Source organism: Streptomyces sp. NPDC002838, from assembly GCF_040295365.1.
Classification (GTDB): Bacteria; Actinomycetota; Actinomycetes; order Streptomycetales; family Streptomycetaceae; genus Streptomyces.
On sequence record NZ_JBEOVF010000033.1, the window covers coordinates 58184 to 84415 of the forward strand.

32 protein-coding genes and 2 pseudogenes are annotated in these 26232 nt (G+C 71.6%); all 34 read right to left on the reverse strand.

From position 1 onward, the window contains the following. Positions 1-53 precede the first annotated feature (53 nt). Complete coding sequence (locus ABT063_RS33620; protein WP_351063667.1) at positions 54-1844, reverse strand: type IV secretory system conjugative DNA transfer family protein; 1791 nt, start codon at positions 1842-1844, stop codon at positions 54-56. A gap of 39 nt (positions 1845-1883) precedes the next feature. Further along, on the reverse strand, positions 1884-2189 hold the full coding sequence (locus ABT063_RS33625; RefSeq protein WP_351063668.1) for an SPDY domain-containing protein: 306 nt from the start codon (positions 2187-2189) through the stop codon (positions 1884-1886). A gap of 208 nt (positions 2190-2397) precedes the next feature. After that, positions 2398-2655: pseudogene (locus tag ABT063_RS33630) on the reverse strand (SPDY domain-containing protein); the annotation flags it as partial. A gap of 2 nt (positions 2656-2657) precedes the next feature. Next, positions 2658-3257 carry a hypothetical protein gene (locus ABT063_RS33635; protein ID WP_351063669.1) on the reverse strand — a complete coding sequence of 200 codons (600 nt, stop codon included), beginning with the start codon at positions 3255-3257 and terminating at the stop codon, positions 2658-2660. Position 3258: 1 nt separating this feature from the next. Beyond that, the gene (locus ABT063_RS33640) at positions 3259-4086 is read right to left on the reverse strand and encodes an SPDY domain-containing protein (protein WP_351063671.1); all 828 of its coding nucleotides are present in this window, start codon (positions 4084-4086) and stop codon (positions 3259-3261) included. Beyond that, positions 4077-4433 carry a hypothetical protein gene (locus ABT063_RS33645; RefSeq protein WP_351063673.1) on the reverse strand — a complete coding sequence of 119 codons (357 nt, stop codon included), beginning with the start codon at positions 4431-4433 and terminating at the stop codon, positions 4077-4079. The genes ABT063_RS33640 and ABT063_RS33645 overlap by 10 nt, the downstream gene beginning before the upstream one ends. Positions 4434-4462: 29 nt before the next feature. Beyond that, complete coding sequence (locus ABT063_RS33650; protein WP_351063675.1) at positions 4463-5257, reverse strand: SPDY domain-containing protein; 795 nt, start codon at positions 5255-5257, stop codon at positions 4463-4465. Next, positions 5254-5637, reverse strand: a complete 384-nt coding sequence (locus tag ABT063_RS33655) for a hypothetical protein (protein WP_351063677.1) — start codon at positions 5635-5637, stop codon at positions 5254-5256. Before ABT063_RS33655 ends, ABT063_RS33650 begins: the two co-directional genes overlap by 4 nt. Before the next feature lie 276 nt (positions 5638-5913). Further along, positions 5914-6321: a hypothetical protein gene (locus ABT063_RS33660; protein ID WP_351063679.1), complete on the reverse strand. Its 408-nt coding sequence runs from the start codon at positions 6319-6321 to the stop codon at positions 5914-5916. Positions 6322-6336: 15 nt separating this feature from the next. After that, the gene (locus ABT063_RS33665) at positions 6337-6993 is read right to left on the reverse strand and encodes a hypothetical protein (protein ID WP_351063681.1); all 657 of its coding nucleotides are present in this window, start codon (positions 6991-6993) and stop codon (positions 6337-6339) included. Continuing rightward, complete coding sequence (locus tag ABT063_RS33670; RefSeq protein WP_351063683.1) at positions 6990-7748, reverse strand: hypothetical protein; 759 nt, start codon at positions 7746-7748, stop codon at positions 6990-6992. The genes ABT063_RS33665 and ABT063_RS33670 overlap by 4 nt, the downstream gene beginning before the upstream one ends. Before the next feature lie 26 nt (positions 7749-7774). Next, positions 7775-8473 (reverse strand): hypothetical protein, encoded by a 699-nt coding sequence (locus ABT063_RS33675; protein WP_351063685.1) that lies wholly within the window; start codon positions 8471-8473, stop codon positions 7775-7777. Between the two features lie 13 nt (positions 8474-8486). Continuing rightward, positions 8487-9344: a relaxase/mobilization nuclease gene (locus ABT063_RS33680; protein ID WP_351063687.1), complete on the reverse strand. Its 858-nt coding sequence runs from the start codon at positions 9342-9344 to the stop codon at positions 8487-8489. Beyond that, complete coding sequence (locus ABT063_RS33685) at positions 9341-9691, reverse strand: tetratricopeptide repeat protein (protein WP_351063689.1); 351 nt, start codon at positions 9689-9691, stop codon at positions 9341-9343. The genes ABT063_RS33680 and ABT063_RS33685 overlap by 4 nt, the downstream gene beginning before the upstream one ends. A 426-nt stretch (positions 9692-10117) precedes the next feature. Next, entirely contained in the window at positions 10118-10555 is a 438-nt protein-coding gene (locus ABT063_RS33690; protein WP_351063691.1) for a hypothetical protein, read from the reverse strand. Positions 10556-10657: 102 nt separating this feature from the next. After that, the gene (locus ABT063_RS33695; protein WP_351063693.1) at positions 10658-11155 is read right to left on the reverse strand and encodes a hypothetical protein; all 498 of its coding nucleotides are present in this window, start codon (positions 11153-11155) and stop codon (positions 10658-10660) included. Between the two features lie 44 nt (positions 11156-11199). Then, a complete protein-coding gene (locus ABT063_RS33700; RefSeq protein WP_351063695.1) occupies positions 11200-12297 on the reverse strand; it encodes a hypothetical protein in 1098 nt (365 codons plus the stop codon). 88 nt (positions 12298-12385) lie between these two features. Then, a complete protein-coding gene (locus ABT063_RS33705) occupies positions 12386-12724 on the reverse strand; it encodes a hypothetical protein (RefSeq protein ID WP_351063697.1) in 339 nt (112 codons plus the stop codon). Then, positions 12721-13107 (reverse strand): hypothetical protein, encoded by a 387-nt coding sequence (locus ABT063_RS33710; RefSeq protein WP_351063699.1) that lies wholly within the window; start codon positions 13105-13107, stop codon positions 12721-12723. Before ABT063_RS33710 ends, ABT063_RS33705 begins: the two co-directional genes overlap by 4 nt. Before the next feature lie 63 nt (positions 13108-13170). Beyond that, positions 13171-13767, reverse strand: coding sequence for a hypothetical protein (locus ABT063_RS33715; RefSeq protein ID WP_351063798.1), 597 nt, complete (start codon positions 13765-13767; stop codon positions 13171-13173). Next, a pseudogene (locus ABT063_RS33720) lies at positions 13707-14398 on the reverse strand (glycosyltransferase). The gene ABT063_RS33715 and the pseudogene ABT063_RS33720 overlap by 61 nt, the downstream one beginning before the upstream one ends. A gap of 113 nt (positions 14399-14511) precedes the next feature. Beyond that, the gene (locus ABT063_RS33725) at positions 14512-15027 is read right to left on the reverse strand and encodes a hypothetical protein (protein ID WP_351063701.1); all 516 of its coding nucleotides are present in this window, start codon (positions 15025-15027) and stop codon (positions 14512-14514) included. A gap of 119 nt (positions 15028-15146) precedes the next feature. Next, positions 15147-15383 (reverse strand): hypothetical protein, encoded by a 237-nt coding sequence (locus tag ABT063_RS33730; RefSeq protein ID WP_351063703.1) that lies wholly within the window; start codon positions 15381-15383, stop codon positions 15147-15149. 253 nt (positions 15384-15636) lie between these two features. Continuing rightward, the gene (locus ABT063_RS33735; protein WP_502990932.1) at positions 15637-16368 is read right to left on the reverse strand and encodes a hypothetical protein; all 732 of its coding nucleotides are present in this window, start codon (positions 16366-16368) and stop codon (positions 15637-15639) included. Positions 16369-16370: 2 nt separating this feature from the next. Then, positions 16371-17405, reverse strand: a complete 1035-nt coding sequence (locus tag ABT063_RS33740; RefSeq protein ID WP_351063707.1) for a DUF8094 domain-containing protein — start codon at positions 17403-17405, stop codon at positions 16371-16373. A 59-nt stretch (positions 17406-17464) separates the two neighbouring features. After that, on the reverse strand, positions 17465-17995 hold the full coding sequence (locus ABT063_RS33745; protein ID WP_351063709.1) for a hypothetical protein: 531 nt from the start codon (positions 17993-17995) through the stop codon (positions 17465-17467). Positions 17996-18064: 69 nt separating this feature from the next. Further along, on the reverse strand, positions 18065-18835 hold the full coding sequence (locus tag ABT063_RS33750; RefSeq protein WP_351063711.1) for a hypothetical protein: 771 nt from the start codon (positions 18833-18835) through the stop codon (positions 18065-18067). Continuing rightward, complete coding sequence (locus ABT063_RS33755; protein ID WP_351063713.1) at positions 18836-19624, reverse strand: hypothetical protein; 789 nt, start codon at positions 19622-19624, stop codon at positions 18836-18838. Positions 19625-19848: 224 nt separating this feature from the next. Beyond that, entirely contained in the window at positions 19849-20628 is a 780-nt protein-coding gene (locus ABT063_RS33760) for a hypothetical protein (protein WP_351063715.1), read from the reverse strand. 210 nt (positions 20629-20838) lie between these two features. Beyond that, positions 20839-21777, reverse strand: a complete 939-nt coding sequence (locus ABT063_RS33765) for a hypothetical protein (protein ID WP_351063717.1) — start codon at positions 21775-21777, stop codon at positions 20839-20841. A 278-nt stretch (positions 21778-22055) separates the two neighbouring features. Further along, a complete protein-coding gene (locus ABT063_RS33770) occupies positions 22056-22625 on the reverse strand; it encodes a hypothetical protein (protein WP_351063719.1) in 570 nt (189 codons plus the stop codon). A 14-nt stretch (positions 22626-22639) separates the two neighbouring features. Continuing rightward, complete coding sequence (locus ABT063_RS33775; RefSeq protein ID WP_351063721.1) at positions 22640-24154, reverse strand: VirB4 family type IV secretion system protein; 1515 nt, start codon at positions 24152-24154, stop codon at positions 22640-22642. Between the two features lie 28 nt (positions 24155-24182). Continuing rightward, on the reverse strand, positions 24183-24638 hold the full coding sequence (locus ABT063_RS33780; RefSeq protein WP_351063723.1) for a DUF6238 family protein: 456 nt from the start codon (positions 24636-24638) through the stop codon (positions 24183-24185). 58 nt (positions 24639-24696) lie between these two features. Then, entirely contained in the window at positions 24697-26169 is a 1473-nt protein-coding gene (locus tag ABT063_RS33785; RefSeq protein ID WP_351063725.1) for an SCO6880 family protein, read from the reverse strand. Positions 26170-26232 lie beyond the last annotated feature (63 nt).

The window sequence follows — 26232 nt, forward strand, 5'->3', positions numbered from 1 at the left end:
CTCCGGAGAGTCGGGGTGCGGTGAGCGCGAACCGGGGGTGTGGCGCAGCCCGGTCAGGCGGCCGTGCCGTAGTCGCCCTGCTGGGGTGCGTGCTTGGCGATGGCGCGGGCGGTGATGGCCTTCGACGCGCGGGCGGAGGCGGCGGACAGCTCGTCAGCGCCGGGCTCCAGGTACCAGGGACGCAGGTCGAGCATCGCGGCGCGCATGCCGGTGGCGAAGCACAGCGCGGTGCCCTTGGGCAGGGCGCGGATCGCATCTGCGGGCAGGATCCGTTCCTGCCGCATCGACACGGAGGTCGACTTGCCGGACTCGGAGTGGGAGGTAGAGGTGGTCTCGACGTCGTGGTCGCCGATCAGCCGGGAGAGCTTGTCGGCGAAGTCCGGGTCGTCGATACCGGAGCCGATGACCTTGACGGTGGAGGCGGACCACATGGCGTCCATGCCGGCGTCGCCCCAGACCTTCTGGCCCTGGCGGTAGGACTGGAGGATGGTCATCGGGATGATCCCGCGCGAGCCGAGGTGGGAGTACAGGTCTGGCAGGTCGCTGATCTTGCAGACGTTGGCGGCCTCGTCGAGGATCGCGAGCATCGGCGGATCGAGCCGCCCGCCGGCGCGTTCGGCCTGCGCGGTCGCGGCCCGCATCACGGAGTCCGCGCACGCGGCGATCAGTGCACTGGCACCGCCGCCTCCGTCCTTCGACAGCAGGTAGAGGGTGTCGGTGGAGGTGACGAACTGCGACGGGCGAAACTCGGGGACGTCCTTTTGCGGGGTGATCCACGCGGCGATCTGGGAGTTCAGCAGGGCGGCGGCGTACTGGCGGGCCGTCTCGTAGATGCCGTCCCTCGTCTCCGGCGGGCCCTCCACCGTGCCCTTGAGCTGCGCGGCGACGGCGGTGAAGCCGTGGTCGCGCAGGACGTCGAGCGGCGTGCGATCGGCGGGGAAGGCCAGCCAGGTCATGACGTCCGTGATGGGCCGCTCGTCGAGCGCGGCGGCGAGGAAGAGCTGGGAGAGGATGTTGGAGCCGGCCTTGGACCAGAAGTCGCCTTGCTGGCTCGCGTCCACGCTCGCGGCGAGGAAGTGGCCGGCCAGCCGTCCGGCGCCGTCCAGCGTCTTGGCGTCGGCGAGGGGGTTCCACCACATCTGGCGGGCGGCGTGCGCGATCTGCTGCGGGTCCATCGACCAGACCCGGCCCACCTCGGCGCGCGCGTCGAGGGTGGCGGTGTAGGCGTCGCCGGCCGCCTTGTTGGAGGTCAGCAGGACCGGGCCCGGTGCGGCCAGGATCGAGGGGATCGCGAGGCTGGTGGTCTTGCCGGACCGTGGGGCCATGATCGCGACGGCGACGTCCTCGTACCCCATGCGGACCTCGTGCCGCGTCCCCTGCAGATTGCCGAGGAGGATGCCGGTGTCCTTGGTATCGATGTGCTTGGCGGTCTTCAGGCTCGGGCGCAGGGAACGGGCCTTGGCGGTGATCGCCTTGGCCATCAGAGGCTCGATGTCCTTCGGCTCCGCCATCCCGGCGATCTTCTTCTTCCGGCCGCCACTGCGGTTGTTGTGGCGGGACCACAGGACACCGACCACGGCACCGAGCGCGAGCAGGGCTGCGGTCGGGACGATGCGTGCGCCGATCAGCAGGGACGTTTCACCGGCCTGCGGCCAGAGCTGGTCGGGGTGGAGGAGAGCGGTGGTCGGCTGGTAGGGCGCCCAGTCGTGGCCGGTCAGCCAAGCGGTGACATTGCCGGACAACCAGGCGAGGTGGGAAAGAGGGATGACGACGGCGAGCACTCCGAGAAGGAGCCGGAAGGCGATGTCGTACCCGTCGGAGGAGCTGTTAGCGGGAGGAGGCAAGGGCGGTGTGCGCTTCTGGGAGGGAAAGGGCGTCGGAGATCAGCGGGTGCGGCCAGGGCCGGTCGGAGGACGTCGCGGGGCCGGCGGGTTCGTCAGCGGGGAAGCCCGTCGGCCGGCGAGCGAGCGGACACGGTCCTCCAAGGCGGAGACGACCTGGGCGGCGGGCAGTTTCCGGAACGTGCGGGTGATGAGCTTGGTGCCGTAGGCCGGGATGTTGAGCGGGCTGCCGGTGCGCGGGAGGGGACTTGGGTCGGCGAGCGCGCCGGTGAACGCGGTGATCCCATGTCGTGGAGCGTGCTCGCCGAAACGGGCCTGCCACACCGGGCCCTGGGTCTCGCTGAGCATGATGGTGGCCCACCAGCAGTCGGACGTGGCGCTGACGTAGTGCTACGTGGGCCTTGCCATCGGGTGAGACGAGCCCGTCCTTGTCGGAAGCGGGCGTCCAGCCGGCCTTCATGAGCGGTTCGTACGGGTCGGTATCTGCGGCGTCGCCCGGGTCGGTCAGGGCGTCGGTGACGGCCGCGATGATCTCGACCGGAGTGCGGGCGCCGAAACTCGCATACCAGGCGGGTCGGTCCGGCTCGGGCGCGTGGTGCAGGGTCCACCACTGCCCGTCGGGGTCGGGTTCCAGACGCACGAGGGCCTTCTGGCCGGGGCTGGAAAGGATCACGCGTGGGATCAGGGGGTCGTGGCTGTAGCTCCAGCCGCAGGCATGGTGCAGGGGGACGGTGACCCAGGCGGGATCGCCGCCGCCGGCCAGGTGACGCGGGGCGACGAAGCCGACCTCCACCGTCTCGGGGATCTCAGGCACCGTCAGCTCCGCACCTTGCCGGAAGATCCGGTCGAGAGGGCTGCGGTCGCGGTCGGCGGCGGGGCCAGAGGCGATGGTGCGTGCCGGGCAGCGGCGTTGATGTCGTGGACGGCGTGGCCGTGGGTGGCCCAGTCGTCGAGGCAGCTCCAGGCATCGGCGTGGTACGCGGCGAGCGCGTCGTCGAACGCCTCGGTGCCGGGCCGGGCGTCCGCGGGGAGGCTGTCGCGGGTCTGCAGCCACTGCTCGTGCAGGGCGTCGAGCCGGTCGAGCCCGTCGCGCAGGGTGCCGAGCTGCCAGACCCAGCGGTTCTGCACGGCGCGGGAAGGGAGCATGGCGAGCTGCGTCTGGGCCGTGGCGAGGAGATGGTGTGCTCCCGCACGGACGGTCTCGAATGCCTGGGCGGTGTCGGCGTCGCGCTGGCTGGCGCGGAGGCCGTAGGCGTGGTCGTCGTACGGCCAGCCGTCGAGATCGGTGTTCTCGTCGGAGTACGCGTCCCAGGCATCGAGGATCTTCTTGCTCTCGCGCAGGTAGCGGCGGAGCTGCTGGAGCAGAGCACGGTGGGAGTCGGGGGGTGTGGGAATGGCGGCTTCCTTGTTCAGCAACTCAGCGCCGGACGGGGGCGGTCGCGGTCGTCGGTGGTGGTGCCGGGGCCGTGGTGGTCGCCGGCTGCTGACGGCGGCGAGCGGCGCGTGCCCGTGCGCGCAGGGTGTCGAGTCGGGTGGTGTGCGCGGCGACCACCTGCTGCGGGGTGAGCGGGCTCGGCTCCTGCACGGCGCTGTAGTGGGCGGTGTGGTCGTACATGCCGCGCTGGAGCGGGCCGGTGTCGGTGAGCGCGGTGACGAACGCGGTCACCAGGTGGGAGGGGGTGCGGCTGTCGAACCAGGCGTGCCAGATCCGGGGGCCCACGGGATGGCCGTGGCCTTCCTCGCGGGTCTCGATGTGCCAGGACCACGTGTCGTGGTGGTCGAGGAGGCGCAGTTCGATATGGCACATGGCGTCCGGTGAGTGCGCCTTGCCCGGTGGGCCGAGCAGCCAGCCCGCCGAGATCACCGCCTGCCAGGGATCCGGTTGTTCCTGGGGCGGCGGGGCGATGAGGGTGTCGGTGACGCCGGCCAGGATCTCGGCGGGGACGAGTTCGCCGAACTCGGCGTACCAGCTGGGTTCGGTGTCGGTGGCCTCGGCCCGCAGCCGCCACCAGGCGGAGGTGGCGGACTGCGGGTCGAACTGCAGGCGGTGACGGTGGTCGGGGCTGCGCAGGACGATCTCTGGGCTCAGCGGGTCGGACGTGCCGGTCCATCCGGCCGCAGCCAGGCCGTGGGTGACGTGGCGGGCATCGCCGGGTCCGGCGAGGTGGCGGGGACTGGTGTCGAACGGGATCCGCCAGGCGTGCTTGTCGGCGAACTCGGCGAGCTGCCGTTCGGTCACCGGCACTGGCAGTACTCCGGCGTGTTGGAGGTCGCGATCGTGAGCAGGGTGCGCAGGTCGTCCAGCGCGTAGTGCAGGGCGTGCTGGTCACTCTGCTCCCACGCGGCGTCTCGCAGCTCCGCGACCAGCATGTGCAGGTCGGGGGTGCGCGGGGTGTCCGGGTGGTCGAGCACGGCGCGGGCGAGGGCGCGCAGGGTGTCGCCGAGCTGGACGGGGATGCCGGTGTATTCATCCAGCAGCGGCTCGACCAGGGCGAGCGCCTCGCCCGGGTCAGGGGTGTCGCGCAGGTACTCGGTGAGCCGGGACAGGGTTTCGGTGGCGGTGTGGACGTCGTCCGGGGTCAGTGCGGGCACGGGGCTCCTTGGGAACGGGTTCGGACCGGTCAGCGGCGGGCGTGGTGGGTGGTGGCGTGGGGGCGGGCCGTGGTGCGGGGCCGGTTGGCAGTCCAGTTGCGGGCCCAGGTGGCGGCGCGGGCGGCTTGGACGCGGGCCTGCTGCCAGGCGCTGAGCTGGGAGGGGAGGACGGAGACGGAGGTGGTGCGGATCTGACTGCTGTGCGGGACACGTCCGCGCGGGCGCATCACGGGTTCGGGGCTGGCGAGCGCGGTGGAGAAGGCTTGCACGAGGTGCATCGGGGTGCTGGGTGTGAACTGCGCGGTCCAGCCGTTGCCCTGCTGGTCCTTGGCACCGGACCACCACATGGCATCGCCGTTGGGCATCTGGTGGAACTGCATCCAGGCGGTTTTGTCAGGGCTGGTCGCGGTGACGTGTCCGGCGTCGGGCGCAGTGCGCCAGCGCTGCTCCTGAAGTGGCGCCCACACGTTGGGGGCGTGGGCGGAGCGGGGGCGGGTGAGGGCGTCGGTCAGGCCGGCGACGATCTCCACCGGCGTCTGCCGGCCGAGGTTCGCCCACCACTCGTCCTGGTGCCCAGTCGCCTTACCGTGGATCGTCCACCCGCCCGGCAGAACATAGGGGTCGTAGGCGATGCGGACCGTGCGGTCCGGGCTCTCCAGGAAGAGCGGGCCGCCCGCCGTGGACTTGTCCCGCCAGCCGGAGGCGCGCAGGAACTCTGAGACATGGCGGATGTCGCCGCCGCCGGCGAGGACGCGGGGTTCGACGAGGTAGTGCTGCTCGGCCTGCTCGCCCGGTCCCCAGCCCTGCCACTGCTTCTTTGTCACCGGCGCCGCCGGACGACGAGCGGTGCAGGGACTGGAGGCTTCGCTGTCTTGGTGGCGGGCTGCGTGCTGACGTGCCGCAGAGCCTCGCGGTGTTCGTCCAGGTCCCCGCCCATGGCGTCGAGTTCGTTCGCTGCCCGGCCGAGGGCGAGCCATACCTCCGCCGGCAGTACGCCGCGCTCGGCCTGGTTCTTGGCGAACACGCTGCTGGTGGAGACGAGGTGGGTGACGCCGCCGAGAACTCCGTCGTCCGGATCGAGGACGCGGGCGATGACCTGCGTGGCCTGGTGCGGGGGGAGTTGGGCGAGGTGGTCGGCGAGCTGGCCGAGCTGGCGGGTGATCTCGTCGGCCAGCCGCACCGGGTACGGGGTGGGGTGAGGCATGCTCCTCCAGGTCGGAGTTGGTCAGTGGTGGTGGCGGTGCCCGGTCCGCTGGGTCTCGGCGGGGACGGTCTCGGGGCGTGCGCCGGCTAGCGGTGAGGTGTGGTCGAGGCCGGTGGCGATGCAGGCGCGCAGGTAGCGGCGGAACAGCGCGGTCGCGAGGCGGGGCTTCAGGCGGTGCGTGATCGGTGGGGGTGTGCGGGGTAGTACGGGTTTCTCCGGTTGGTGTGCGGTGCGGGCGCGGGCGGCCCCGGCGGCGCGCCGGGGCCGCCGTTCGGCTTACGGGGTGCGACGGGGCGGCGCGGGGCGCTCGGGCGCAGCGGCCGGTGCCGGGTGCTGCGTGGCGGGGCGGGGATGGCCGGAGCAGATCTCGTGTACGGCCTGCTCGTAGGCGTTCGGGTCGAAGACCTCGGGCGTGCAGTTGACCTTGTATCCGGTCATGAGGAGGGCGGGGATCGCGCGGCTCGCCAGGCGCTTCTGCTCGTCCGCATCGAGGTGCTCGGGGACCTCGTGCCAGATGTAGACGGGGCCGGCGGTGCGGACTTCCTGGCGCTCCAGGCCGAGCCGGTCGAGCAGGTCGAGGAGCTTGTCGGGGGCGCAGGTGGCGGTGTCGGCGTGGATGGTGGTGGTCAGGGCCTTGCGGTAGATCTCGACGTCGGTGCCGTACTCGTCAGCACGGTTGCCCATGAACGGTTCTCCAGTTCAGCGGTGGCGGAGTACGGGAGTGGCCGGCTGCTTCGCCGGGCTCGGCGGCACAGGGGTGGGTGCCGGTCGGTCGGGGGTGCGTGCGGCGTGATTGCGGGCGAGGAGGATCCGGTCGGCGGCGCGCGAGAGAGCCTCCGCCGTGTTGCCGAGCTGTGAGGCCGGTTCCGGGTTTTCGCCGTCGGCGTCCAGAAGCTGGGACCACGTGATCCAGGCACTGACGACGACCTCCCGGACGAGCGGCAATAGGCCTGCGCTGGGTCCGGCGACTTCGGTCAGGACTTCGGCGGTCTCCGCCCTGCTGCTGGCGCGGACGGCCCGTTCGGAGAGCTGGGCGAGGTAGCGCAGGGCGGCTTCGCGTTCGCCGTCCGGCGAGGCAAGAGAGTTCAGAGCCGGGTCGAGGTGGACGCTGTAGCCGGCGGCGAGGAGGGCGTGCGACGCGGCCGTGGCCTTCAGCCGCTGCTGCTCGACGGTCAGGCCGTGCGGCAGACGGTGGTAGTCCCCGCGGGGGCCGGGGACGTTGAGGAAGCCGCCGCTTCGTTGGAGGATGCCGGCCACTGGCTGGGTGCCGCCGATGGCGACGACCAGCCCGGTGCGGGGGTCCTTGGTGATGGTGAGGTACTCCAGCACCAGGAAGTCGGGCTCGTTCTGCTTCATCGAGCCCTGGTCGTCGAGGCCCGGTGCGCAGCCGGGGCCGGCGGCGCGGCCGGCGGTGTGGCGGTGGGCGCGATCCGGCCCGAGGGGTGCTGGAGCGCGGTGGCGATGCCCTGAGCGTCGAGCTGCCGACCGGTCTCGCGAACGGCGCGCGCCTGAGCTGCGGTGTCGTCGCCGCCCAGCCGGTAGATCCCGGTCTGCTGGTCTTGGACGAAGCCGTTGGCGGCCAGCACGGCGGTGGCCGTCTCGCCGACCGGGGCGGCGGCGAGGCTTCCGTCCGGCTGCCAGGTCAAAACGACCCGCTCCGGCTGGGACGGCTGGACGCCGGCCACGGCGTTGTGGCGGACCTGGGCGAGCGCGGTGTCGTAGCGGGCCAGCAGATCACCGGCGACCTGTTCGGCGCCCAGGAAGGGATCATCTGTCAGGACGATGCCGTTGGGCTCGCGCACGCCGCGGTATGCCTCGTCGGGAAGATCACGGAGGGCGACGGCGGCGATGAGGAATCCATCGCGTTCGTCGTGCCGGTCGAGGACGACGAACTGGGCGCCGTCCTGGCGGGTCAGGACGGCCGCCTGCTGGAGCAGGTGCCCGGCGAGGGATTCGGCGACAAGGTCCAGGTCCCAGATCCGGTCGGCCAGTTCGACCAGGTCGTCCTTGCGCTCAGGCGGGTGGTAGGTACTGGCCCAGGCGCCGGGCAGTTCGCTGGCGAGAACGTCGGCGTACGAGGCGAGGCGCTCGGAGTCTTCGTGGTTGTGCATGGTGTCCTTGGTGGGGTGAGGCGGTGTCAGCGGCGCAGCCCAGCGGCCACCGGAGGCGGTGGTGGGGCCGGCACGATGCGCGGCGGTGGCGGGCAGGCACACACGGCGGACCGTTCGCGTTCGTTGGCGGGGACTTCTTCGGTGCAGGTGCTGCGGCCGGGGTGCGGGGCGTGACGGTCGGCGAGGGCGTTGCGGGTGTGGGCGAGGTCGGTCCGGATGACCTGCAGGCGCTCGTCGGCGAGGTAGCGCAGTCGCCCGGCGATGTGCGGGTCGGCCGCGTCGCCGAGGCCGTCGTGGAAATCAGCGGCGGCGTCCAGGACTTGCTCAATGGCGGCGAGGACGCCGTCGTGGGAGGAAGTCAGCTCGGTCAGAGCGTCGGCCACCTCCTCGGTGGTGGTGGCCTCGCGGATGCGTTCGGCGAGGTGGACGACCGAGGCGCCCAGCGGCAGATCGCGGGCCGGGCGGCGGTCGGTGTCGAAATCCTGGTCGCAGTCGACGTGGTAGCCGACAGCCCGGAGCCGGGCCACCGCCTCGGTGGCGAGGCGGATTTCGTCGTCCTGAGTGAGTCCCGTGGGGGCGCGGTGGTAGGTCTCGTGGAGGCGGACCACGGGCACGAAGCCCGCGCGCTGCAGCAGGCTGTGGGCCTCAGGGTCGCCACCGCGGGCGAGGACCTCCTCGGAGTGCGGATCGCGGCGGACGGTCAGGAAGCGGTCGGCATGGGGCAAAGAAACGTTTCTCCTACGATGATCGGCAGGCGGAGGTCCGGGCGGCGGGCGGAGATGGGGCAGCGACGCGCGGGCGGGGCTGTGTGTTGAGATGGGCGGCCGTGGTGTCGAGGTCCTGCTGGATGCCGTGGAGACGACGGGCGATCAGCTCCAGGCGGCGCGCGGTGCCGGGGCCGGCGGTGCCGGGCTGTCGGGCGATGCGGTGCGCGGTGTGCTCGACGAGGCCGCGGACGGTGGCCAGCGGGCCGGACTGCTCGTCGGCGAGCTGCGAGAGGACCGCCGCGAGCTGGGCCGATGCGGTCGGCACCGATTCAGTGATGGCCCAGTGTTCAGGTGTGATCGGTACGGGTGTGAGGCGCAGGTCCTGTTCGATGCGGCGGGCCTCGTCCGAGAGCCGCCGCAGAAGGTTGCCGGGCTGCTGCTGCCAGCTGCCGTCGAGGCGGATGAGATTGGCGATCAGGTCGAGGCGTCCGGGCTTGGCCTGGACAGCGATCCACCGGCAGCCGTTCTCGTCACCGGGGATCTCGATGCCGGCGGCGCGGGCGAGGCGGTGGGCGACCTCGGCCCACTCCGCACCGCTCAGGTCACGGTCGTCGGGATGGAGCCAGGTGTCGAGGTGGAAGATCGCATGCCGGTCCCCGCGAGGGCTGGCGGCGAACGGGTTCTCCAGAAGCGGATCTTCGAGGTGCTCGGCCCACTGGGCGGACGTCCACGTCGCCTGCTCGTCATCCAGGGTGTACGAATCAAGGCCCGGCCAGTAGGCGACGACGGTGTGCTCGGTCAGGCCCTCCTCCGGTGTCACCGAACGCCCCAGCGCTTCGCCGAGTGGGTCGTGCGGGGCGTGGGCGCGTTCGTTGACGCGTGGGATCACGTCGGTATGCCTCCGATGGTTTGGGTGTGGCTGTGCAGGTCCCTGGCGGCGTCGACCAGGGAGCGCTCGCGCACCAGATCGGCGTGTACCGCGATGTCACCCGGTGGCAGAAGGTCCAGGGCGCGGTCGATTGCCGCGAGCCCTTCGTCGTATCGGCCAAGCCGGCGCAGTGCGCCGGCCACGCGGAAGAGCACGATCGGGTCCTTGCCGGTGTCGAAGGGCGGCCGGGTGCTGAGGGCGAGGAGCCGTTCCGCACCCTGGTCCAGGCCCTGGCCGAGCCACAGGCCGTGCAGCAGAACGTGCAGGGTCTTGGCGTGCTCGCCGGCCTCGTCGAGGACCTCGTCCAAGAGGTCCAGGCCCTCGGGGCGGGACTGGCCCAGCAGTGCGAAGGCGTACAGGGCCCGGCTGTAGCAGTCCAGCCCTGCGCGTGCGGCCGGGGGAAGCTGCTCGATGAGTGCCTGGAGGGTGGGGCAGCGGAAGTCGAAGCGCAGGGCGCTCAGGTACAGATGCCGGTAGGTGCGGGCGGTGACCGGATGGGGGGGCAGCGGCGGTGATCTGCTCCGGGCTCAGCAGGCTGAGGATGCTGTGTCCGGTGGCGCGAGCCGTCCAGGCGGCATCTGCGCAGACCTCGGCCGATTCCCGCCAGTCGGCGTCGAGTTCGCGCAGGTCGGATGCCAGGCGGGCAGGCCAGGACGGGTCCGCCGGAGTAGCGGTGGCTCGAGACCGGGTCTGCAGGAGGGCGAGCGCACGGCCGGGGCGGCGGACGGGCAGGCTCACCGGCCGCCCCGCGCGTCGGCGACGTGCACGAGCTGGCCGAGGACCGTGGTGGCGTACCAGCCGCAGTCGATCAGCGCGTTGTGCTCGGCGTACTTCGGCAGGAGGCGGTCTTCCATGGCGCGCAGATAGATCAGGCAGTCCGGGCAGCGGCGCGACAGGTGCACGAGGTAGCGGGGGTGGGCGGTGAGGTACGTCTGCGCGCCTCCGGTGGCGTCGCGAAGCCGCCATCCGTCCTCGTCGGTCGGGGTGTGCCAGGACGGTGCGACGACGCGCATCGAGTCCCCCCACAGTTCCCCGCCGGCCACCCCCTTGAGGACGACGACCTGGTCGCCGGCCTGGAAGTGGGCGTGGGTGATGTCCCGGGCGGGGGTGAGCGGGTCGGGCGTCGGCGCGAGGGCCGGGGTCGGCGGAGGTGTCCAGGAGGGCGGGATCATGCAGGTCCTTCCACACGGAGCGGGGTGGCGGCGGGAGGATCAATAGTCCGCAGGATCGCCGGTTTGGCTAACCGGCGATCCCCGGCTATGGTCCGGCCGCTGTCAGCGGAACGGGTTCTCCGTCCCGCGGTCGGACTCGCTGGCGGCGTCGAGGAGTTCGAGCAGGTCAGAGCCCTCTGCGTCCCGCTGGTCGATCCACCACCCGGCCCGGATGATCGCGCGGGCCTTGTCCTCCAGCTCCGCCCAGTCCGCCTCGTCCCAGGTGCCTTCGGCGACGAGGGCGGTGTGCGCGGAGGTCATCAGCTGGTGGCGGGAGCGCTCGCCCCACTCCAGTGCCTTCTCGGGCCCCTCCAGCGGCGGCATGCCGAACTTCTCGGCCCACTCGGCGGCGGCCTTCTGCTCCTCGGCGCGCTTGGCGGCAAGCCACTGCTCCGTGGACTCGGTGTCAGCCTCACGGGCGGCCTTCCAGCAGTCGGTGCAGTCTCGGTCGGCCAGCCAGCGGGCGAAACCCGCCCGTCGGTCGGCGGGGCGGTCGGACAGATCATGGGTGATCTCGTGGCCGCAGGCGTGCTCGACGTTCCATTTCATGCGGACAGCCATAGACAAATCTCCTCAAGTCTGATCAGAAACGGGTGTATTGGGGTTTAGCGGTGGCGTGTGGGTGCCGGGGTGCGGGACGGTGCCGACGGCGGCGTGGTGTCCAGGGCGGGGCGCGGTCGGATCCGTGGCCTGGGGGTGCGGTGCGGCGGCAGAACGGCGACGGTGGCGCCGAGGTCCTCGGCCGCCTCGTGCACTTCGCGGGTGAGGAAGTCGACCTGTCGGCCGAGCGCGGCGAGCCGGGCGGCGATCTGCCGCCCCTGCACGGTTTCCAGGGCGTGTGCGAACTGGCCTGCGGTGTCCAGGAGTTCCTCGAGGCGGACCATCGGGCCCGCGTCGTGGCCGTGCTGAGTGGCGGTGAGCAGGGCCTCGGAGACGTCACCGGCGGCCCGGGCCTCGACGACGTCCCGGAGTAGCTCCTGCAGCGACACCTCGGGTGCGGGCTCTGGGCGGTTGAACCGCGAGACGTCCGGCCGCAGTACGCCCGGCGGAACCGCAGGGGGCAGCGCCTGGCCGGCCTCGTACTCGTTGCGGTAGTGCCCGATGACCTGCCAGCCCGGCGCGTCCGGGTCGCCGGCCAGGGCGATCACGGTCGAGGTGTCGTCCTCGACCAGGTAGGCGAGGGTGATCGGCCGGCCGTCGGCGGCGTACCACGACTCGATCAGATCCAGCTCGCCTCGCCGCTGCGCTGCCTGGGCCCTTTCGGTCCACATCTGCTGTTCCTCGCCGGTCAGCGGAGCCTTGGGCTGGTGGCGCTGCCCGGCGAGGTCGGTGGCGATGTAGCTGTGGTCCGCCCACGAGGCGAGGTGCGGCCATACGGTCGTGTGCTGCTCGCGCTCGGCGGTCGAGCCGGGTGCGGCGGGCCGGTTGAGGACACGCATGATCTCGGTGTGGGAGGTGGCGAGGCTGTCGAGCAGGGTGCGCCACCCGGTGGTGTGCCGCGCCGGAGGCAGCTCGTCGAGGGCGCGGTGGGCGGCATCCAGCAGTTCGTCGGCGTGTGGCGCGAGGTAGGTGGCGTACGCCTGGGTGACTGCCTGGTTGCGGCGGGCACGAGCGGCTGCTGCGGCGTGGTGGTAGATGGTCCGCCCGTGGCGGTCCCGTGTGGTGTCGAGCGCGGTCTCGACCTCACGGTCGATGACAGCCATCCGCAGCCGGAAGTCACGTGCTCGCCGGGCGAGTTCGCTCGCCGCGGGAGTGGGGGAGTCGGGGATCGGTTCCTCCTGGTGGTGGCTGTCAGCGGCGTGGCCGACGCCCTGCCGGCGGGGCCTGCGTGGTCATCGCCGGCGGACACTTCGGGGTGGACTGGCCGGGACGGGGGACGCGGAGGTCGGGGTCGAGGTGCACCGGGTAGCGGGCGGCGGTCAGCATCTCGGCGGCCCAGGTCGCGTGCTCGTTCTCCCAGTCGCGGCCCAGGTCGAAGGGGAGGCGGATCCAGTGGCCGCGCAGGGACGGTTCGAACAGGAAGCCCGCCCGGCGCAGCACGTCTGCGGCGAAGGCGTTGAAGGTGCCCGCGACCTCGACTTCGCCACCCGGGCCGCGGGTGATGCGGATCGCCTCGTCGCTCCTGCTCACCGGGCCCGTCCCTTGTCGGCTGCCGGGGTATGGCCGGCCGCGGGCTGCGGCATGGGCCGACCGGGTGTGGCCGCCACAACGGAGGGTCGCTGCGGGGAGCGGGCGGCGGCCTGCGCGATGCGGGTGCGGCGATCCGTCAGCCCGTTGCGTGCCGCCGGCCTTGGCGGGGGTGCGGTCAGGGCGGGGTCGAGGGCGTCATCGGCCTGCACCTCGTAGCCGTGGCGGCGCAGGTCGTGGACGGCCTGGCACGTGCGGCGGAAACCGTCCTGTTCAGGGCGGGTGAGCCGGTACAGGCCCGGAGTATCGGGGACGGGCTCGAACTGCTCGCGGACGAGGAACCAGTGGGCCAGGTGCGCGGGGATGTTCGCGGTGGCGGTGGCCACGAAGCCGTGTTCGGGGTGAGCGCCGAAGCGGAAGTGGTCAGACAGGTGCGGGGGCCTTTCTTCTCAGGTCACCGGCGCGCGGGCGTCGCACCGGGAGGCGCGGGCAGGGCAGGCGGGTGCGTCCGTAGCGCGGCCGATCGCGGCGGGGAAGACGCAGCCGGGGCAGGCGTGGGGCGCAGGGCTGTGGCGGTTTCGCGAAGCCGGGCGCCGGCCTCGGCGTATTTCTCGGCCGTGACGATCCGCATGGCCTCGGGGTCGTTGCGCAGAGGAGAGGTGGCGAGGTCCGATGGCCTCTCGCTGGAAGCCGGTCGTGGCGTAGGTCAGGGCCTCGGCGAGCACGTCCAGGGCGCCCGCGATCCCGGCAGCTGCCTGTGCGAGCCGAGCCAACGCGACGCGTTCGGGCAGGTAGACCGTCTCCGGCGCGGTGAATCGTTCCTGTGCGCGCTCGGTGGCGTACTGCAGATGGTGGGTCAGTACGCCGATGTCATCCGTCAGCGTGACCACGTCGACCGCCGCGGGGCTGGTGGGGAACACCGCGGCCAGTTCGTCCAGACGCAGGGCCAGGTAATCCAAGGTGGCCTGGGTGATGGAGGAAGACTTCAGACCGCCCCGGCTGCATCGCTCGTCTCCCGCGTGGAGAAGGCGGCTCGCAGGCTGCATCCGTAGTTCCACGCGTGCTGCCGAACAGGCGACTCCAGGACGTCGTACGAGTCCTGGCGAGTCATCTGACCTGGGTGTTTGCGGTACCGATAGACCGGGACGGGCAGCAGGATCCCCGGCGCGAGGCAGGTGACGCCGACGGCGGCCATGTAGTCTCGCCCTGGACGAGCCCGCCCATGGGGGCCGCGCGCACCAGGTCGGTGCGGGCGAGAATCGTGGTCGGCCCGATCGGGATCGTGTCCTGCGGCTGCACCCAGTAGTTCATGACGTCGCCGGCCTCGTGCCGGCCCGGCGGCGTGGGGCAGCGCCACAGGCTGGTCGAGCCGTCCGGGTGCAGGTCCTCGCTCCACCCGGCGCACCAGCTCACGCCCGTGGACTCCAGGGTGGTCAGCCGCGCCGCCATGGCGTCGTCGGTGAACTCGTCATCGTCGTCCGCCCAGTTCACGTACGGGGTGCGGACCTGGGTGAGGGCGAGATTGCGGGCGCAGGCGGCGCCGACCGGGCGGGGCAGCGCGAGGGTGCGGATGCGCGAGTCATCCGCGAGCGGCGCGGGCAGGCGCTCGGGGGCGGCGCCGTCAAGCGCGATCACTGCCTCCCACGGCACGGACTGCCGGGTGAGGCTGGCGTGCATGGCGGCCAGGTAGCCGAGCCGGTCCTCGCACAGGCGGGTGGCGATGACGACCGTGATCAGGGGTGAGGCTGGCGTGGGCAGGGGAATTCCTCCGGGAGGGCTGGCATGGAGCGTCAGCGGCGAGCGCCGGGGCGGGCCGGGGAGCCCTGCGCCGGGGGCGTCGCGGGAGTGGCCTGGGGCACTGCGGCGCGCACGGGTGTGAGGAGCGGGGTAGGCGCGATGGAGGCCCAGTGCGCGGGACTGTCGCTGAAGACGGTGCGCGGATCGGTGTTCCAGTCCACGACCCGGCCGATGTCCTTGTGGAGCAGGCTGATCACTTCGATCCCCTGAGGGTGCAGAACGTATCCCCACTGCATGTCCTGCTCGTCGGCGGTCTTGTCGGTCACCGTCATCCGCACCGGAGGGGAGCCGTCCGGGCTGATCAGGTGGTCCAGGGTGCTGCTGGGCCAGTCTTCGCCTCCGGTCAGCGCGGCAGCGAGCGCGGGCGGGGCGCCGTCGAGGAGATCGGTGCCCAGCTCGTCCCAGCCGACCGCGACATCGTCCACGAGGTGACGGGACATGGCCTCCAGATCGCGGCGGAACCGGTGCTGGAACGCGGTGAGGAGCAGGGGCAGGTGGTGGCTCGGCACGCCGTCGAGATGGACGTAGATGCCGCTGTAGCCGAGACCGGTGGGGCGGGCGATGAAAGAGCGGGTCGACAGGGGGTCTCCAAGGACACGGGCGGATGCAGTGGGGAGTCCGCTGAGGCTCAGGGGCGTCGGCGGGTGGGGTGCGGACTGCCGGCGTCGGGGGCCCAGTCGGCGGTCCTGACCAGCGGAGGACGCAGGGCCCGGTTGAGGCTGCGCAGCGCAGCGGCGTGGCCGAGCGTCGTGTTCAGCTGGCTCTCCACTGGTTCGGCTCCGCCGGGCCGGGACGTGAGCCGGTGGGCGTCGGCAAGACCGGTCACGGCCGTGCTCAGGTGCGTGGCGGCGCGGCTGCTGTGCACGAGCGCGGTGGCCAGCTGGGACAGGTACTGACGACCGACGTCGGTGCCGGCGAGGGAACTCTCGGCAGACTGGCGCAGGTTTCGGAGACGAGACCGGAGGCCAGGTTGTGCAGGGCGACGAGCTGGTCGAGCACGGGCAGCAAGCCCGCGTGGGGAGTACCGGTCTGTGCCAGGACCAGAAAGTCGGCGGTTTCCTGGATGCGGCGCTGCCACAGGCCCAGGCGCCCGCGGACAAAATCGCCGTGAGGGATGCTCATCGGCTCGGGCCCTTCGGCAGGTTCGCCCGCGGCGCGGGTGGGCGGGAGGGGGAACCGGGCGGGACACTGGAGCGCACGGACACGTTGAAGTCGAGGTGCCGGAGGCGTTCGAGGCTCTTGATGAGCTGGCGGCTGATCTGTTCGTCGGGGAGGCTGTCCGGCAGGTGGCAGTCGCCCGTGGCAGGGTCCAGCAGGAAGCCGTCCCGCGCGAGCAGCTCGATCAGGGCGCGGACGTAGGTCGTACGGATGCGGGGACGGCGCTCGGCGTCGAAGGTGACCTGTACCTGGAGGTGGCCGACGCTGGCCGCTCGCAGTGCGGGCAGCGAGGCGAAGCGATACTCCAGCAGCATCCGCCGGCGCACCGCGGATGCGGCCCTGACGGGGTCGGCCGGCACCGCGATGCCGCGAGGGCTGGGGAGTCCTTTCACGTGCTCCTGATGGCAGCCGGCGGGCAGCATCGGCAGCACGAGGAACTGGCCGGATCGGTGTGGCCGTGGCAGGACGTACAGCTGCAGGCCGTAGGGGGAGGTGAGCACGCACCGCTGGACGTCGGCCGCGTCGAGGGCGGCGTACGCCAGCGGACCGCTGTGCCAGATCCGGTCGTTGCCGGCCTCCTGCGCCACGAGGGTGGTGGCCGGTCCGGCCTGCCAGCGGCCGGGCAGGTGCTCGGCGAGCGCGGCGGCGAAGCCGGCCACGGGCGAGGGTGATTCGGGGCGCGAGTGGCTCATGCTCACGCTGCCGAGGAAGTGGACAGGCCCTCGGCAGCGGTGCGGCGGCAGGTGTAGCCGATCAGCTTCGACTTGCCCGGCGTGGCCGGGACGGTGGCGACGTCGGAGCAGTTGAAGGTGTAGGCGAAGTACGGGCTCGGCTTGTCCTTGAGCCAGGCGCGGTCGTCCTTCTCCGGCACGATCTGCAGCCCGGAGTGGGCAACCGCGTCGCGCTGGGTGTGCGTGTGCGCGAAGACCACGAGCGCGTCGCCGTCGGTGGTCTTGAGCGCGTAACTGTCAGGGAACTCGGTGGCAGCGGAGGTGAACTCGGTGGTGCCGCGGCTGCCGAACTTGTGGATGGTCTCGTCGTGGACCTTGATCTGCCGGGTGGACGTCTTCGTCGTGGCGTAGACCTTCTTGCCGCTCATTGTGCCGCCGGTGGCGAAGTTGTCGAGGACAGCCGTACGCAGCACGTCGACGGGCGCGGCGACGGCCTTGGTGGAGGTGGCGTCGACGGCGGTGGCGTAGCCGTCCGCGTCGAGAGCGATCTCCGGGATCTGCTTCTTGTCGTCGAGGTCGACGGCGGCGACCATCTCCCACCGCTTCAACTTGTCCTGCTCGGTCATGATCAGAACGCGGGCGTACTTGTTGTCCTTGCCGCTGTAGGTGACGGCAGCGAACCACTTGGGCTGGCCGGCGGTGAAGCGGGGGATGTAGACGTCGGTGGCGGCGAGGTAGTACGACCACGGCTTGTACTTCTCGCGGTCGCCCTTGGGCAGGCCCTCGTCCTGCTTGTAGTCCGCGACCGACATCGCATACAGCGGGCCGTCCTCGATCGTGTCGAGCAACTGGCGGTTGTTGTCGGCGTTGGCCTCGTTGTTGATCTTGGAGTAGTGGGCGATTTGGGCGAGTGCCGCCTTCTTCGTCAGCGCCGGCTCGGCGGTCGGCGTGGGGGAGACGGTGTGCGTGGCACGGGCGGTGGCGGGGTCGTCGGCGCTGCCGGAAGAAACGCAGGCGGTCGCAGTCAGGGTGACGGATACGGCGGCGGAGAGCAGCAAGGCGGTGCGGCGGGCGGAGGTGTGCAGGGGAATGAGGATGCTCCGGGGAAGGGGGCGGGTCAGCGGTTACGGGATGTGGCAGCGGAAGCTGTGGGCGGGCGCGGCGCGGCCACGGCGGGCGTCACCTGGGTGTCGGCGGCAGCGCGCAGTTGTTTCGCGGCGCGGGCGAGGTGCGTACGGGCGTCACCGACGCGGTCCACTAGCCCCTGATGTGCGGTGGTGATCGACCGGTCGCGGGCGGGACTGGGCGGCTGGTGGGTGAGGTGGGCCAGGAGGCCGAGGTGGCGGACGGCGGCGCCGAGGGCGGCGAGCGCGGCACCGACTGGCTGGGCGGCGCTCGCCAGCGCGAGGGTGGTGCGGCGGTCGGTGGCCGTGGGCTGGTGGGGATAGCGGATGGCGGCCCGGTGGCGAAAGGCGCTCTCGCCGACCAGGTAGCCCAGCAGGCGGGCGAGTTGCCGGACTTCGTCGTCCAAGATCTCGCTCAGCCCCGGGTCGGGGTGGACCTGGTCGGTGAGCGGGAGGTGGTCGGCCACAGTGTTGAGCCGGTCGGCCACGTCGTGCAGCAGCATCCGCTGGTCAAGATCAGACACCAAGGGCAACTCCAGGCTCTGGGGCGGGCGAGGGGAGGTGTGGCTCGTGCGGGGTTGGTGCCTTCGCGGTCAGCGGCTGCGTGTCGGCGCCGTCTTCGTGGGCGGCGGTGGCGGAGGCGCGCAGGCGGCCGATGCGGCGGGACGGAGGTTCACGCCGAAGCCCTGCTCGGTCAGACGGCGTGCGACCGCCTGAATGCGCGCCATGCCCTCGTCAATGCCGTTGAAGTCGGCGGGCAGGAGGAGGGCGCCTTCGGGCGGGCGGTACTGGAAGCCGTAGCCGTACAAGAGCGTGCGGACCTCGGCGGGCACGCTGTCGTGCGGGGCGCCGAAGGCTCCGTCCCGGTACCAGATGAGCGTGACGGTATGGGTGACCGCGGTGGGTTCGGCACGGCGTACGGGGTCGGGCTGGAGGCGGGCGTTGTGGCGCACCGCGGCCAGTGCGTGCTGGTAACGCGGCAGGACGCGGCGTACGACGTCGGCGGCGGCGCGCGCGGGATCGCCCGGGACAGCGATGCCGCCTGGCTCGTCCACACGGCGGAAGTGGTGGGGCTGGAAGCTGTCAGGGATGGGCGGGACGACCAGGAACTGGCCCGGGCTGCGTTGCCGGTCGAGGACGTACAGCTGCTGGCGGTCGGGTCCGTCGAGCACGGCGTGCTGGCCGAGTCTCTGGCCGACGGCCCAGCTGGGCTCACCGGTGTCCCAGACGCCGTGGTCGAGTGGGAACTCGTCGTCGGTATAGCGGTGGTAGGTGCTCGTCCAGGTACCCGGCAACCGCTGGGCGAGGGCGCGGGCGAAGGCAGACAGATCGGTGCGGTGGGTGAGACCTGCGGGACAGCGCATTCATTCCTCGACAGTGCTGGTGGCGCGCTGGTTGGTACGCAGGCGGCGGGCAGCCTGGTGGTAGCGGGGCAGGAGCCGTCGGGTGACCGTGTGTGCGGCGCGGGCCGCCTCGGAGGGGACCGCGATCGCGTGCGGGGCGTTGTGGTCGCCGAAGTAGTCGTGGGTGATGCCGTGCAGGGATAGCGCGCCGACGAGGACCTGTTCATGGTGCAGCGGGCGGTCGATCACGACGAGCTGGAGGCGGCTGGGGCCGGTGAGAATCGCGGCGCGGGAAACGTGGAATTGCATCCAGGCGCTGGCCAGGCATGCGTTGTCCCACAGCTCGTCGAGGAAGTCGAGCTGGCTGGCCGGCTCGTCGAAGTCGGTTACGTGGAACGTCCATTCGCCGGGCAGGCGGCGAGAAAGGCCATGGGCAAGGGCTTCCAGATCGCTGCCGGAGGTGACGATCCGGGCGGCCTCACGCCGTGAACGGCGGTACTCCCGTTCCTGGTTATCGCGCCATAGTTCCTCGACGCGCTTCCCCGCAGCTGGAGAGCCGGCGTCCGGGAGGATACGGGGCAAGTGGTATTCCACGCCGATGCCCTGCCGGGCGGCAGCGGCAAGGAACCGCTCGAGCCGGGCCGGAACGTCGTGGTCGTACCTGTCGTGGATCAGGATGTAGCCGAAGACGCCTCGTGGGCGCCAGAAGCCGTGGTCGGTCAGGAGCGTGTGGGCTGCCGCGGGGGCGTCGTTGCTGGTGAGGGCGATGACACCGATCTGGTCGTGATCGCCGAGGCTAATAGAGGGCATAGGGCTTTTCTGTAGGGCCGTCAGTGTCGAACAACGCCAGCCCGTGCGGGTGGAGTTGATGGTGGACGATGAAGGTCCGGCCGGCGACCCGCCATCGTCCGCGTCCGTGGCGTGCGCACGGGCAGGGGGCGGGGGAGTGGCCGGTGTGGTCGAGCAGTCCGAGGGGCTCGGAGGCACCGCGAGGTTCGAGGACAGTTGCTGCAGTCCGGTGCGGCGTCGTCTGTTCAGCGGGTTTTGGCACGTGGACCTCGTGGTGTCGGGAATGCGGGGGCTGCATCGCTTGTCGCCGTGGGCGGGTGTTTCTTTGATCTCATGGCAGCCTCGTGACCTGGCAGTACGCGTCGTCGGAGGTCTGCTCGCGGGGGCGGAGCCGTCGAGGTTGCGTCGGGGACGGCGAAGGGCTGTGTGCCGCCGATGAGGGAGGGGTGGCCGTCGAGTTCGGCGAGCCAGTTGAGGAGCTTGGGCAGGTTCTTGTCGGGCCCGTACGCGAGGTAGGTGCCGTCGGCGCTGTCGCAGCCGAACCACTCGGCTATCCCCAGACGTGTCCGGGAGTTGACGCGACCCATGTGCACGCCCTTGCCGCGGGCCTTCGCCTCGCGGGCCAGCCGTTCGGCGACGGGACCGAGTTTCCACTCGGTCGATCCGGCCAGGAACAGGACGTCGAAGCTGTCCCACGGCAGCAGCCCGGGTGCATCGCAGCCGTCCTGGGCCGCGTAGGCCGCGGGGATGCCCAGTTCGCGGATGCGGGCCAGCCACGGCAGGGATTCGGTGAGGGTGCTGGCGGCGTCGAACGGCTGGTCCGGGGCGAGCGCCCAGAGGCAGCGATCCGGCCCGTACCGTTCAACGGTCCGGTACAGCCAGGCGAACCACGCTTCGGCGCCGGGCCAGTAGCGGCCCTTGCCGTCGCTGCCGAACTTGGAGTTGTCGCAGGCATACAGCGCGCCCTCGGGGATCCGGCTGCCTTGCGCGGGGGTGGTCATGCAGCCGATGCGTCCGGCGCTCATCGCGGCCCGTATCTCAGGCCCCGAGGGAGTGCCGAGGTAGCGCAGCGTGCACCTCCCCGGCGGCGACGCGCACCGTCATCCGGGCCCCCGGCCAGGCGGGAGGCCACGAAGTCGGGCCCGTGACTCTTGGACCTCACCATCCCGCCGAAGGCGACACGTTCCAGGTCTTCGAGGCAGACGACTGGGCAGTGAGCGTCGTGCGTGCCTGGTTCACCGGGTGCGACCCGGCATGGGGATATTCGCCGTCGGCAGCCCCGGGCTTGGGCCCGAAGGGAGGGCAGCGCTGGTGGCCTGGCGCGCGGGGGCCAGGGCACGCATGCGGTCGACAGCGGTGTGCAGGTCCTCACCGAGACTACGCAAGGTGGCCGCGGCGTCCTCAAGGTCGTAGTGGAGGTCGAATCCGTCGTCCTGCTCGGCTTCCTTGGCTTTCTCCCCGGCTGCTTCGAAGAACTCGCCGAGCCGCTCCAGCAGGCCGCTGGTGGGGTCCAGGACCTGGTGCAGCAGGGCGGCGGCGTCCGCATGCGACTCGGTTGCGTTGAGCCGGTCGGTGAGAGCGAGGAGCGCGTCGCCGTAGACGTAGACGGAGGTGCGGTCCGCGTTGTCGGAGACGTCCGGGGTCTTGGGCGCGCGGAGCGTCGGCGTGGCTGCGGACACGTGCGCGCTTGCGGTGGACGAGGAGGGAGCGGGCAGCAGCACGAGCTGGATGAGCCGCTGGTCGATCGCCTCGATCAGGTGCGTGGCGTTGCCGCCATGACGGGCTTCGGGCCGCTCAGGGGCACCGGGGTCGGCGGAGGGGGCCGAGTCGTAGATCACTTCGAACAGCGCCTGGTCGTCGGGATGCTGGCGGGTCACGATCCACCCCTCCGGGTCCCCTGGCGGACGGTCGCAGGAGGGCTCCTGCGGCGGGCCGATGATCAGGTAACTGTCGTCGGGGAGTGATACGTGCACGATGTACGCGCTGAGGCCGAACTCGATGTCGCACTCCAGCCCGCGCTGCCGCAGCGGCGTGGTGATGTGCGCGTGGCGGCGCCACAGCTCCTGCCACCAGGCGGTGTCCACGTTGCGGTGGTCGGGGAGCGGCGCGAGCGCGGACGTGCGGCGGGCGTCGGTGTGGGAGGCGGTCGGGGTGTTCTTGTCCTCAGCGACCACGGCTTCTCCGGCGCGAGGGTGCGTGGCGTAGCGGCGGGGTCGGGCGAGTGGGACTGGGCTTTGGCTCCGGAAGAGGGGTGAAGTCGAATTCGTACTCGTCGTAGGCGTTGATCAGGCCGTGTTCCATCTGGGCTTCGCGCTCGGCGACTTGCGCCATGAGGTCGTCGTGCTCGGCCTGGCATCGCTGGTACTCGGCCCAGTCGGCGTCGCTGAAATGGGCGGGGCGGTTCAGGGGACTCCTTGAGAGGGTGATGCCGGCGTGGATGCTTCGGCGCGGGCTAGCGGTGGCGTGCGCTCGGCCTCGGCGGCGGGGGCGGCGGGCTCTCCCGCCGGGAAGGCGTGCGGAAGAAGCGGTGGAAGTTGAGGTGGTCGTCGAGTTCCTTGACCGCGTCGCGGAGCGATTCCGACGTGCGCCGCAGATAGGCGCGCGCCGTGGCATGGTCGATGACCATGCGGTTTTCCCGGTGGTGCCGGTCGGTCGGGCTGGAGGACCGGGGCAGGGAAAGGGCGGTCTCCGCTGTCTCGGCGAAGTACGGGGCTGCGTGGCTCGACATGGTGGCCGCAGTCGCGAGGTGGGCGAGTACGGCGCTGCCGGCGCGGTTCGTGCTGTGGGCGGTCCGGGCGAATTCGGCAGTCATGCGGACGACGTCGCGGGAGAGGGCCTGCGCGTCGGCGGCATGCTGGAGCAGATCGGCGTAGGACGGCGTGGCCGGCACATGACCGGTCTCGTCCAGCAGCTGCCACTGCTCGGCGGCGTCGAGGAGTTTGGCCTTCATGTCGTCGAGCGCGCCGATAAGGTGGAGGGTAGCGTCGCGAGGTATCAGTTCGCGCTGGGCATCGGAATTCATGAGCCTCTTGCTTTTCAGTGCATACGGGCGTCGGTGTCGAAGAGCGCCAGTTCGTGGGGGTGCAGGAGGTGCTGCACGATGAAGCTGCGCCCGGCCACTTTCCACAAGCCCCGGCCCCGGTTGAGGTGGGAGATCGCGTCGGTCTCCACCGAGGTCAGGCCCAGAAGCCCTGCCGCGGCGTGGAGTTGGTCGGTCTCCTGCCGGTAGATGATGCGGGTGGAGCAGTCGGCGAGCAGACCTTCGGCCAGGGCCCGTCCGCGTGATCCGGCGTCGCCGGCGGTGAGCAGGTCGGACAGTCGGTGGATCACCATCAGGTTGGCGATGCCCAGGCCGCGGCTCAGCTTCCACTGGGCCTGCATGCGCTGGAGAAGGCCGGGGTGGCGCATCAGGCGCCATGCTTCGTCGTAGACGATCCAGCGCCGGCCGCCGTTCGGGTCGGTGAGGGCGGACTCCATCCACGCGGAGGCGCAGGTCATGGCGAGGACGAGCGCGGTGTCGTCGCCGGACCCGCCGAGCCGGGACAGGTCGATGGTGAGCATCGGCGAGCGGGGGTCGAACGCCACGGTGGAGGGCGCGTCGAACATGCCGGCCAAGTCGCCGTGGACCAGGCGGCGCATGGCATGGGCGAGGTCGCGGGCCGCTTCCCCGAGCCGTCCGGACATCATCCCGGCGGCCTCGTCGAGCGCGGTCGGGTTGTTGAGAGCGGCGGCGACGTCGCCGAGAAGCGGTGTACGGCCGGAGTCGGCGGCGCGGATGACGACGGCGTCGAGAGCGACGTCGAGGGCGGTGTGCTCCATCGGCAGCAGGTCCCGGCCCAGGACGGTCCGGGCCAGCGAACCGAGCAGCAGGAGGCGCCTCTTGCGGATCTCCCCGACCCAGTCGGCCTCGGCCACGCTGTCCGGTCGCGGGGCGGCGTCCAAGGGGTTGAGCTTGCCGGGCAGTCCGGGACCGAGAGCGACGGACGTGCCGCCCAGCGCCTGGGCGACGGGAGTCCATTCGCCCTTGGGGTCGCAGGGGACATAGACGCGGTAGCCGAAGGCGACGGAGCGCAGCGCGAACGACTTCGCGAGTGCGGACTTTCCCTGACCGATCACGCCGGCAAGCAGGATGTTGGGGTTGGTGAACCCCTCGATCTTGCCGTACAGCGCGAAGGGGTCAAACACGAAGCTGGCTTCCGCGTGCACGTCACGGCCGACGTAGATGCCTTGGGCACCGAGGCCGCCTTCGGCGAGGAAGGGGTATGCGCCGGCTGCGATGGCGGTGGTCATGCGATGCGAGGGCAGGCGGAGCCGGTTCCCGCGGGCGGAGGCGGGCCCCGGGCGCCCGCTCGGCGGGTAAAGGGGAGCGGGTGAGTCGTCTGCGGTGGGGACGGCGCCTGCCGGGTGGGCGGTGGCTTCGGCGCGGGCCTTGGCGGTGGCTTCGGCGAGCTGGCGACGGGCTGCCCTGCGGCTGGCCCGGTCCGCGCCGTGCGGGGTGAACAGAGGGCTGGCGGCGGCGCGGCGGGCGCGACGGGCGGGCCGGTGGCTCATCGGGGGCCCTCGATTCGGCGGGTGGTGCTCATCGCACGCACGCGGTGGTGTGCGGGCGGTTGAGGTCGGTGGGGGTGGTCTTGCGGCGGACGATGTGTCCGGCGGCCAGGTGGCGCTGGCAGATCGTGAGGACCGGCGGTCCCTCCGGGAGCCGTTCCGGATGGCACTCGGTCGCGTCTGCGGAGGCGGCGGGTAGGAGGTGGAAGGCGTCGTGCACGGCGGCGGTCGCCTGCCAGAGCCGGGTGTGTGCGGTGGCGAGGTGCCGGCCTGCGGCGGGATGTGGCGGGCGGGCGGATTCGGCGAGCAGGTCGAGGAGTTGGTGCAGGGCGGTGAGGTGGGCGTGGAGTACGTCGAGGTGCACGCGGTCCACCTGCGCCGGGGAGGTGGGGGCTGGCCGGGTCAGGGCACGGGTGTGATGGCGGACCCCGGCGCTCGCGGCTCGGAGGTAGGGGTGCGCGTCGTCCGGACGCGTACGAGAGGTCAACGGGTGCGATTCCTTCCTGTCGCCGTGGCGGGACAGGGGCGTTCTGTGAGCGGATTCCTCACAGGGCGGTGCGGGCGAGGGGCAGCGCGGCGAGGGTGAAGGCGTCGGGCTGCTGGTAGTTGAGGCGGCGCAGGTCGACGCCGGCGGTGACGGCGGCGGTCTCAATCTGGGCGCAGGCCGCGTCAAGGAGGGCGTCGGTCTCGGCGGTGACGGTGACCAGGCCGGTCAGGGCGACGTCGGCGTGCCCGGCGATGAGCTGGCGCTCGCGCTGTTTGACGTCGGCGTATTCGACGGAGTCTTCCTCGCTGTCGACCTGGCCGCGGCGGGCGCGCTCGCTGGCATCCGCGATGATCGCAGCCTTCTTCCGCTGGACATCCCGCAGCGCGGATTCGAGCCCCTGCGGCACGTATATAAGGGACAGGCTCCGGCGCACCCCAGCGGTGAACATCAGCCCGTGCAGAAAGCCGGCCCCCATCTCGGTCCGCGGCCAGTTCTCCACCCAGTACGTGGCGTGGCGGGCGGTGTCGGTGGCGAGCCGGTCGTACTCCTCGACTTGGACGACGGGCCCGGCGGCTGCGGGGTCGGCCTCGGCGCGGCCGGTGGGGGACCACTGCTGGAGGGCGGCGAGGGACTTGGGGTCGTAGGCGGTACGGATGACGGCGGCGATCTCCCGGGCGTTCAGCCATCCGGTGACCATCAGTCCGGCGTTGCGGGCGGCCTGGGCGATGGAGGCGGTGGTCTGTTCCATGACGGTGAACGCGCCCGGGAGCCCGCCGCCGGCCTGCGAGACCAGCCGCTTGGCGGCCTTGAGGTCGAGGGAGATGGCGAGGTAGATCTCGTGCGGGGCGGCGGCGGGGCCGGCGGAGGCGACGAGTTCGGAGTAGATCTGCCCGGCGACCGGTGTCTGGGGCTGGCCGTGCTGGGTCCAGTGGCGGGTGAGGGTGTCGCCGGAGTCGGGGACGGTGCGCTCCAGGACCTGCACGGTGGCGACGTGGCCGGTGCGGGCGATGCCCGCCAGGGCCCGACCCCAGCCGTTCACGTGGTGGTTCTGCGTCGCGGGGTCGAGCAGGGCGAACGCGCGGGAGGTGACGCGGGCGACGGCGGTGAGGGTCTGCCGGTGCGGGTCGTGGACGGCGGCGGCGCCGTTGGCAGAGTCGCCGGGGGTGACGACTTTGAGGGAGGCGGTGGTACCGGGCAGGTGGAGGACGCCGTCCTGCCGGGGCCGGGTGACGGGCCGGGCGAGCCAGAGTGTCTGCCCGGTACGGCGGCGGTTGGCGTAGCGGGCGACGATGGGCGCCCAGTCGATGAGGGAGCGGCCGTGCCGGCGGATCGCGACGAGCGCGGCGACCGCCGCCCACAGCGGGGTCAGCGCGATGGCGCCGAGCAGACCGGTGGAGACGACCGTCACCAGCAGCAGCGCCAACGCCGAGGAAACGAGGACGAGTTGCGGGAGGGAGAGGCCAAGAAGGATGCCGCGGCGGGACCGGTGCGGGAATTTCACCGTGACCGGGGCGACGGAGAGATCAGACAAGGGGCTGGTCCTGGAGGGCGCGGGCGGGGCCCTGGGGGCGGGAGGTGATGGGCACGTCCCGCC

What these genes read in the sequence shown, in the direction of transcription:
- ABT063_RS33625 (WP_351063668.1), bottom strand. Translation starts at nt 2,189, where the DNA reads ATGCTCAGCGAGACCCAGGGCCCGGTGTGGCAGGCCCGTTTCGGCGAG.
- ABT063_RS33655 (WP_351063677.1), bottom strand. Translation starts at nt 5,637, where the DNA reads ATGCCTCACCCCACCCCGTACCCGGTGCGGCTGGCCGACGAGATCACC.
- ABT063_RS33660 (WP_351063679.1), bottom strand. Translation starts at nt 6,321, where the DNA reads ATGGGCAACCGTGCTGACGAGTACGGCACCGACGTCGAGATCTACCGC.
- ABT063_RS33665 (WP_351063681.1), bottom strand. Translation starts at nt 6,993, where the DNA reads ATGAAGCAGAACGAGCCCGACTTCCTGGTGCTGGAGTACCTCACCATC.
- ABT063_RS33670 (WP_351063683.1), bottom strand. Translation starts at nt 7,748, where the DNA reads ATGCACAACCACGAAGACTCCGAGCGCCTCGCCTCGTACGCCGACGTT.
- ABT063_RS33690 (WP_351063691.1), bottom strand. Translation starts at nt 10,555, where the DNA reads ATGATCCCGCCCTCCTGGACACCTCCGCCGACCCCGGCCCTCGCGCCG.
- ABT063_RS33695 (WP_351063693.1), bottom strand. Translation starts at nt 11,155, where the DNA reads ATGGCTGTCCGCATGAAATGGAACGTCGAGCACGCCTGCGGCCACGAG.
- ABT063_RS33700 (WP_351063695.1), bottom strand. Translation starts at nt 12,297, where the DNA reads ATGGCTGTCATCGACCGTGAGGTCGAGACCGCGCTCGACACCACACGG.
- ABT063_RS33715 (WP_351063798.1), bottom strand. Translation starts at nt 13,767, where the DNA reads ATGCAGCCTGCGAGCCGCCTTCTCCACGCGGGAGACGAGCGATGCAGC.
- ABT063_RS33735 (WP_502990932.1), bottom strand. Translation starts at nt 16,368, where the DNA reads ATGAGCCACTCGCGCCCCGAATCACCCTCGCCCGTGGCCGGCTTCGCC.
- ABT063_RS33750 (WP_351063711.1), bottom strand. Translation starts at nt 18,835, where the DNA reads ATGCGCTGTCCCGCAGGTCTCACCCACCGCACCGATCTGTCTGCCTTC.
- ABT063_RS33755 (WP_351063713.1), bottom strand. Translation starts at nt 19,624, where the DNA reads ATGCCCTCTATTAGCCTCGGCGATCACGACCAGATCGGTGTCATCGCC.
- ABT063_RS33760 (WP_351063715.1), bottom strand. Translation starts at nt 20,628, where the DNA reads ATGAGCGCCGGACGCATCGGCTGCATGACCACCCCCGCGCAAGGCAGC.
- ABT063_RS33770 (WP_351063719.1), bottom strand. Translation starts at nt 22,625, where the DNA reads ATGAATTCCGATGCCCAGCGCGAACTGATACCTCGCGACGCTACCCTC.
- ABT063_RS33775 (WP_351063721.1), bottom strand. Translation starts at nt 24,154, where the DNA reads ATGAGCCACCGGCCCGCCCGTCGCGCCCGCCGCGCCGCCGCCAGCCCT.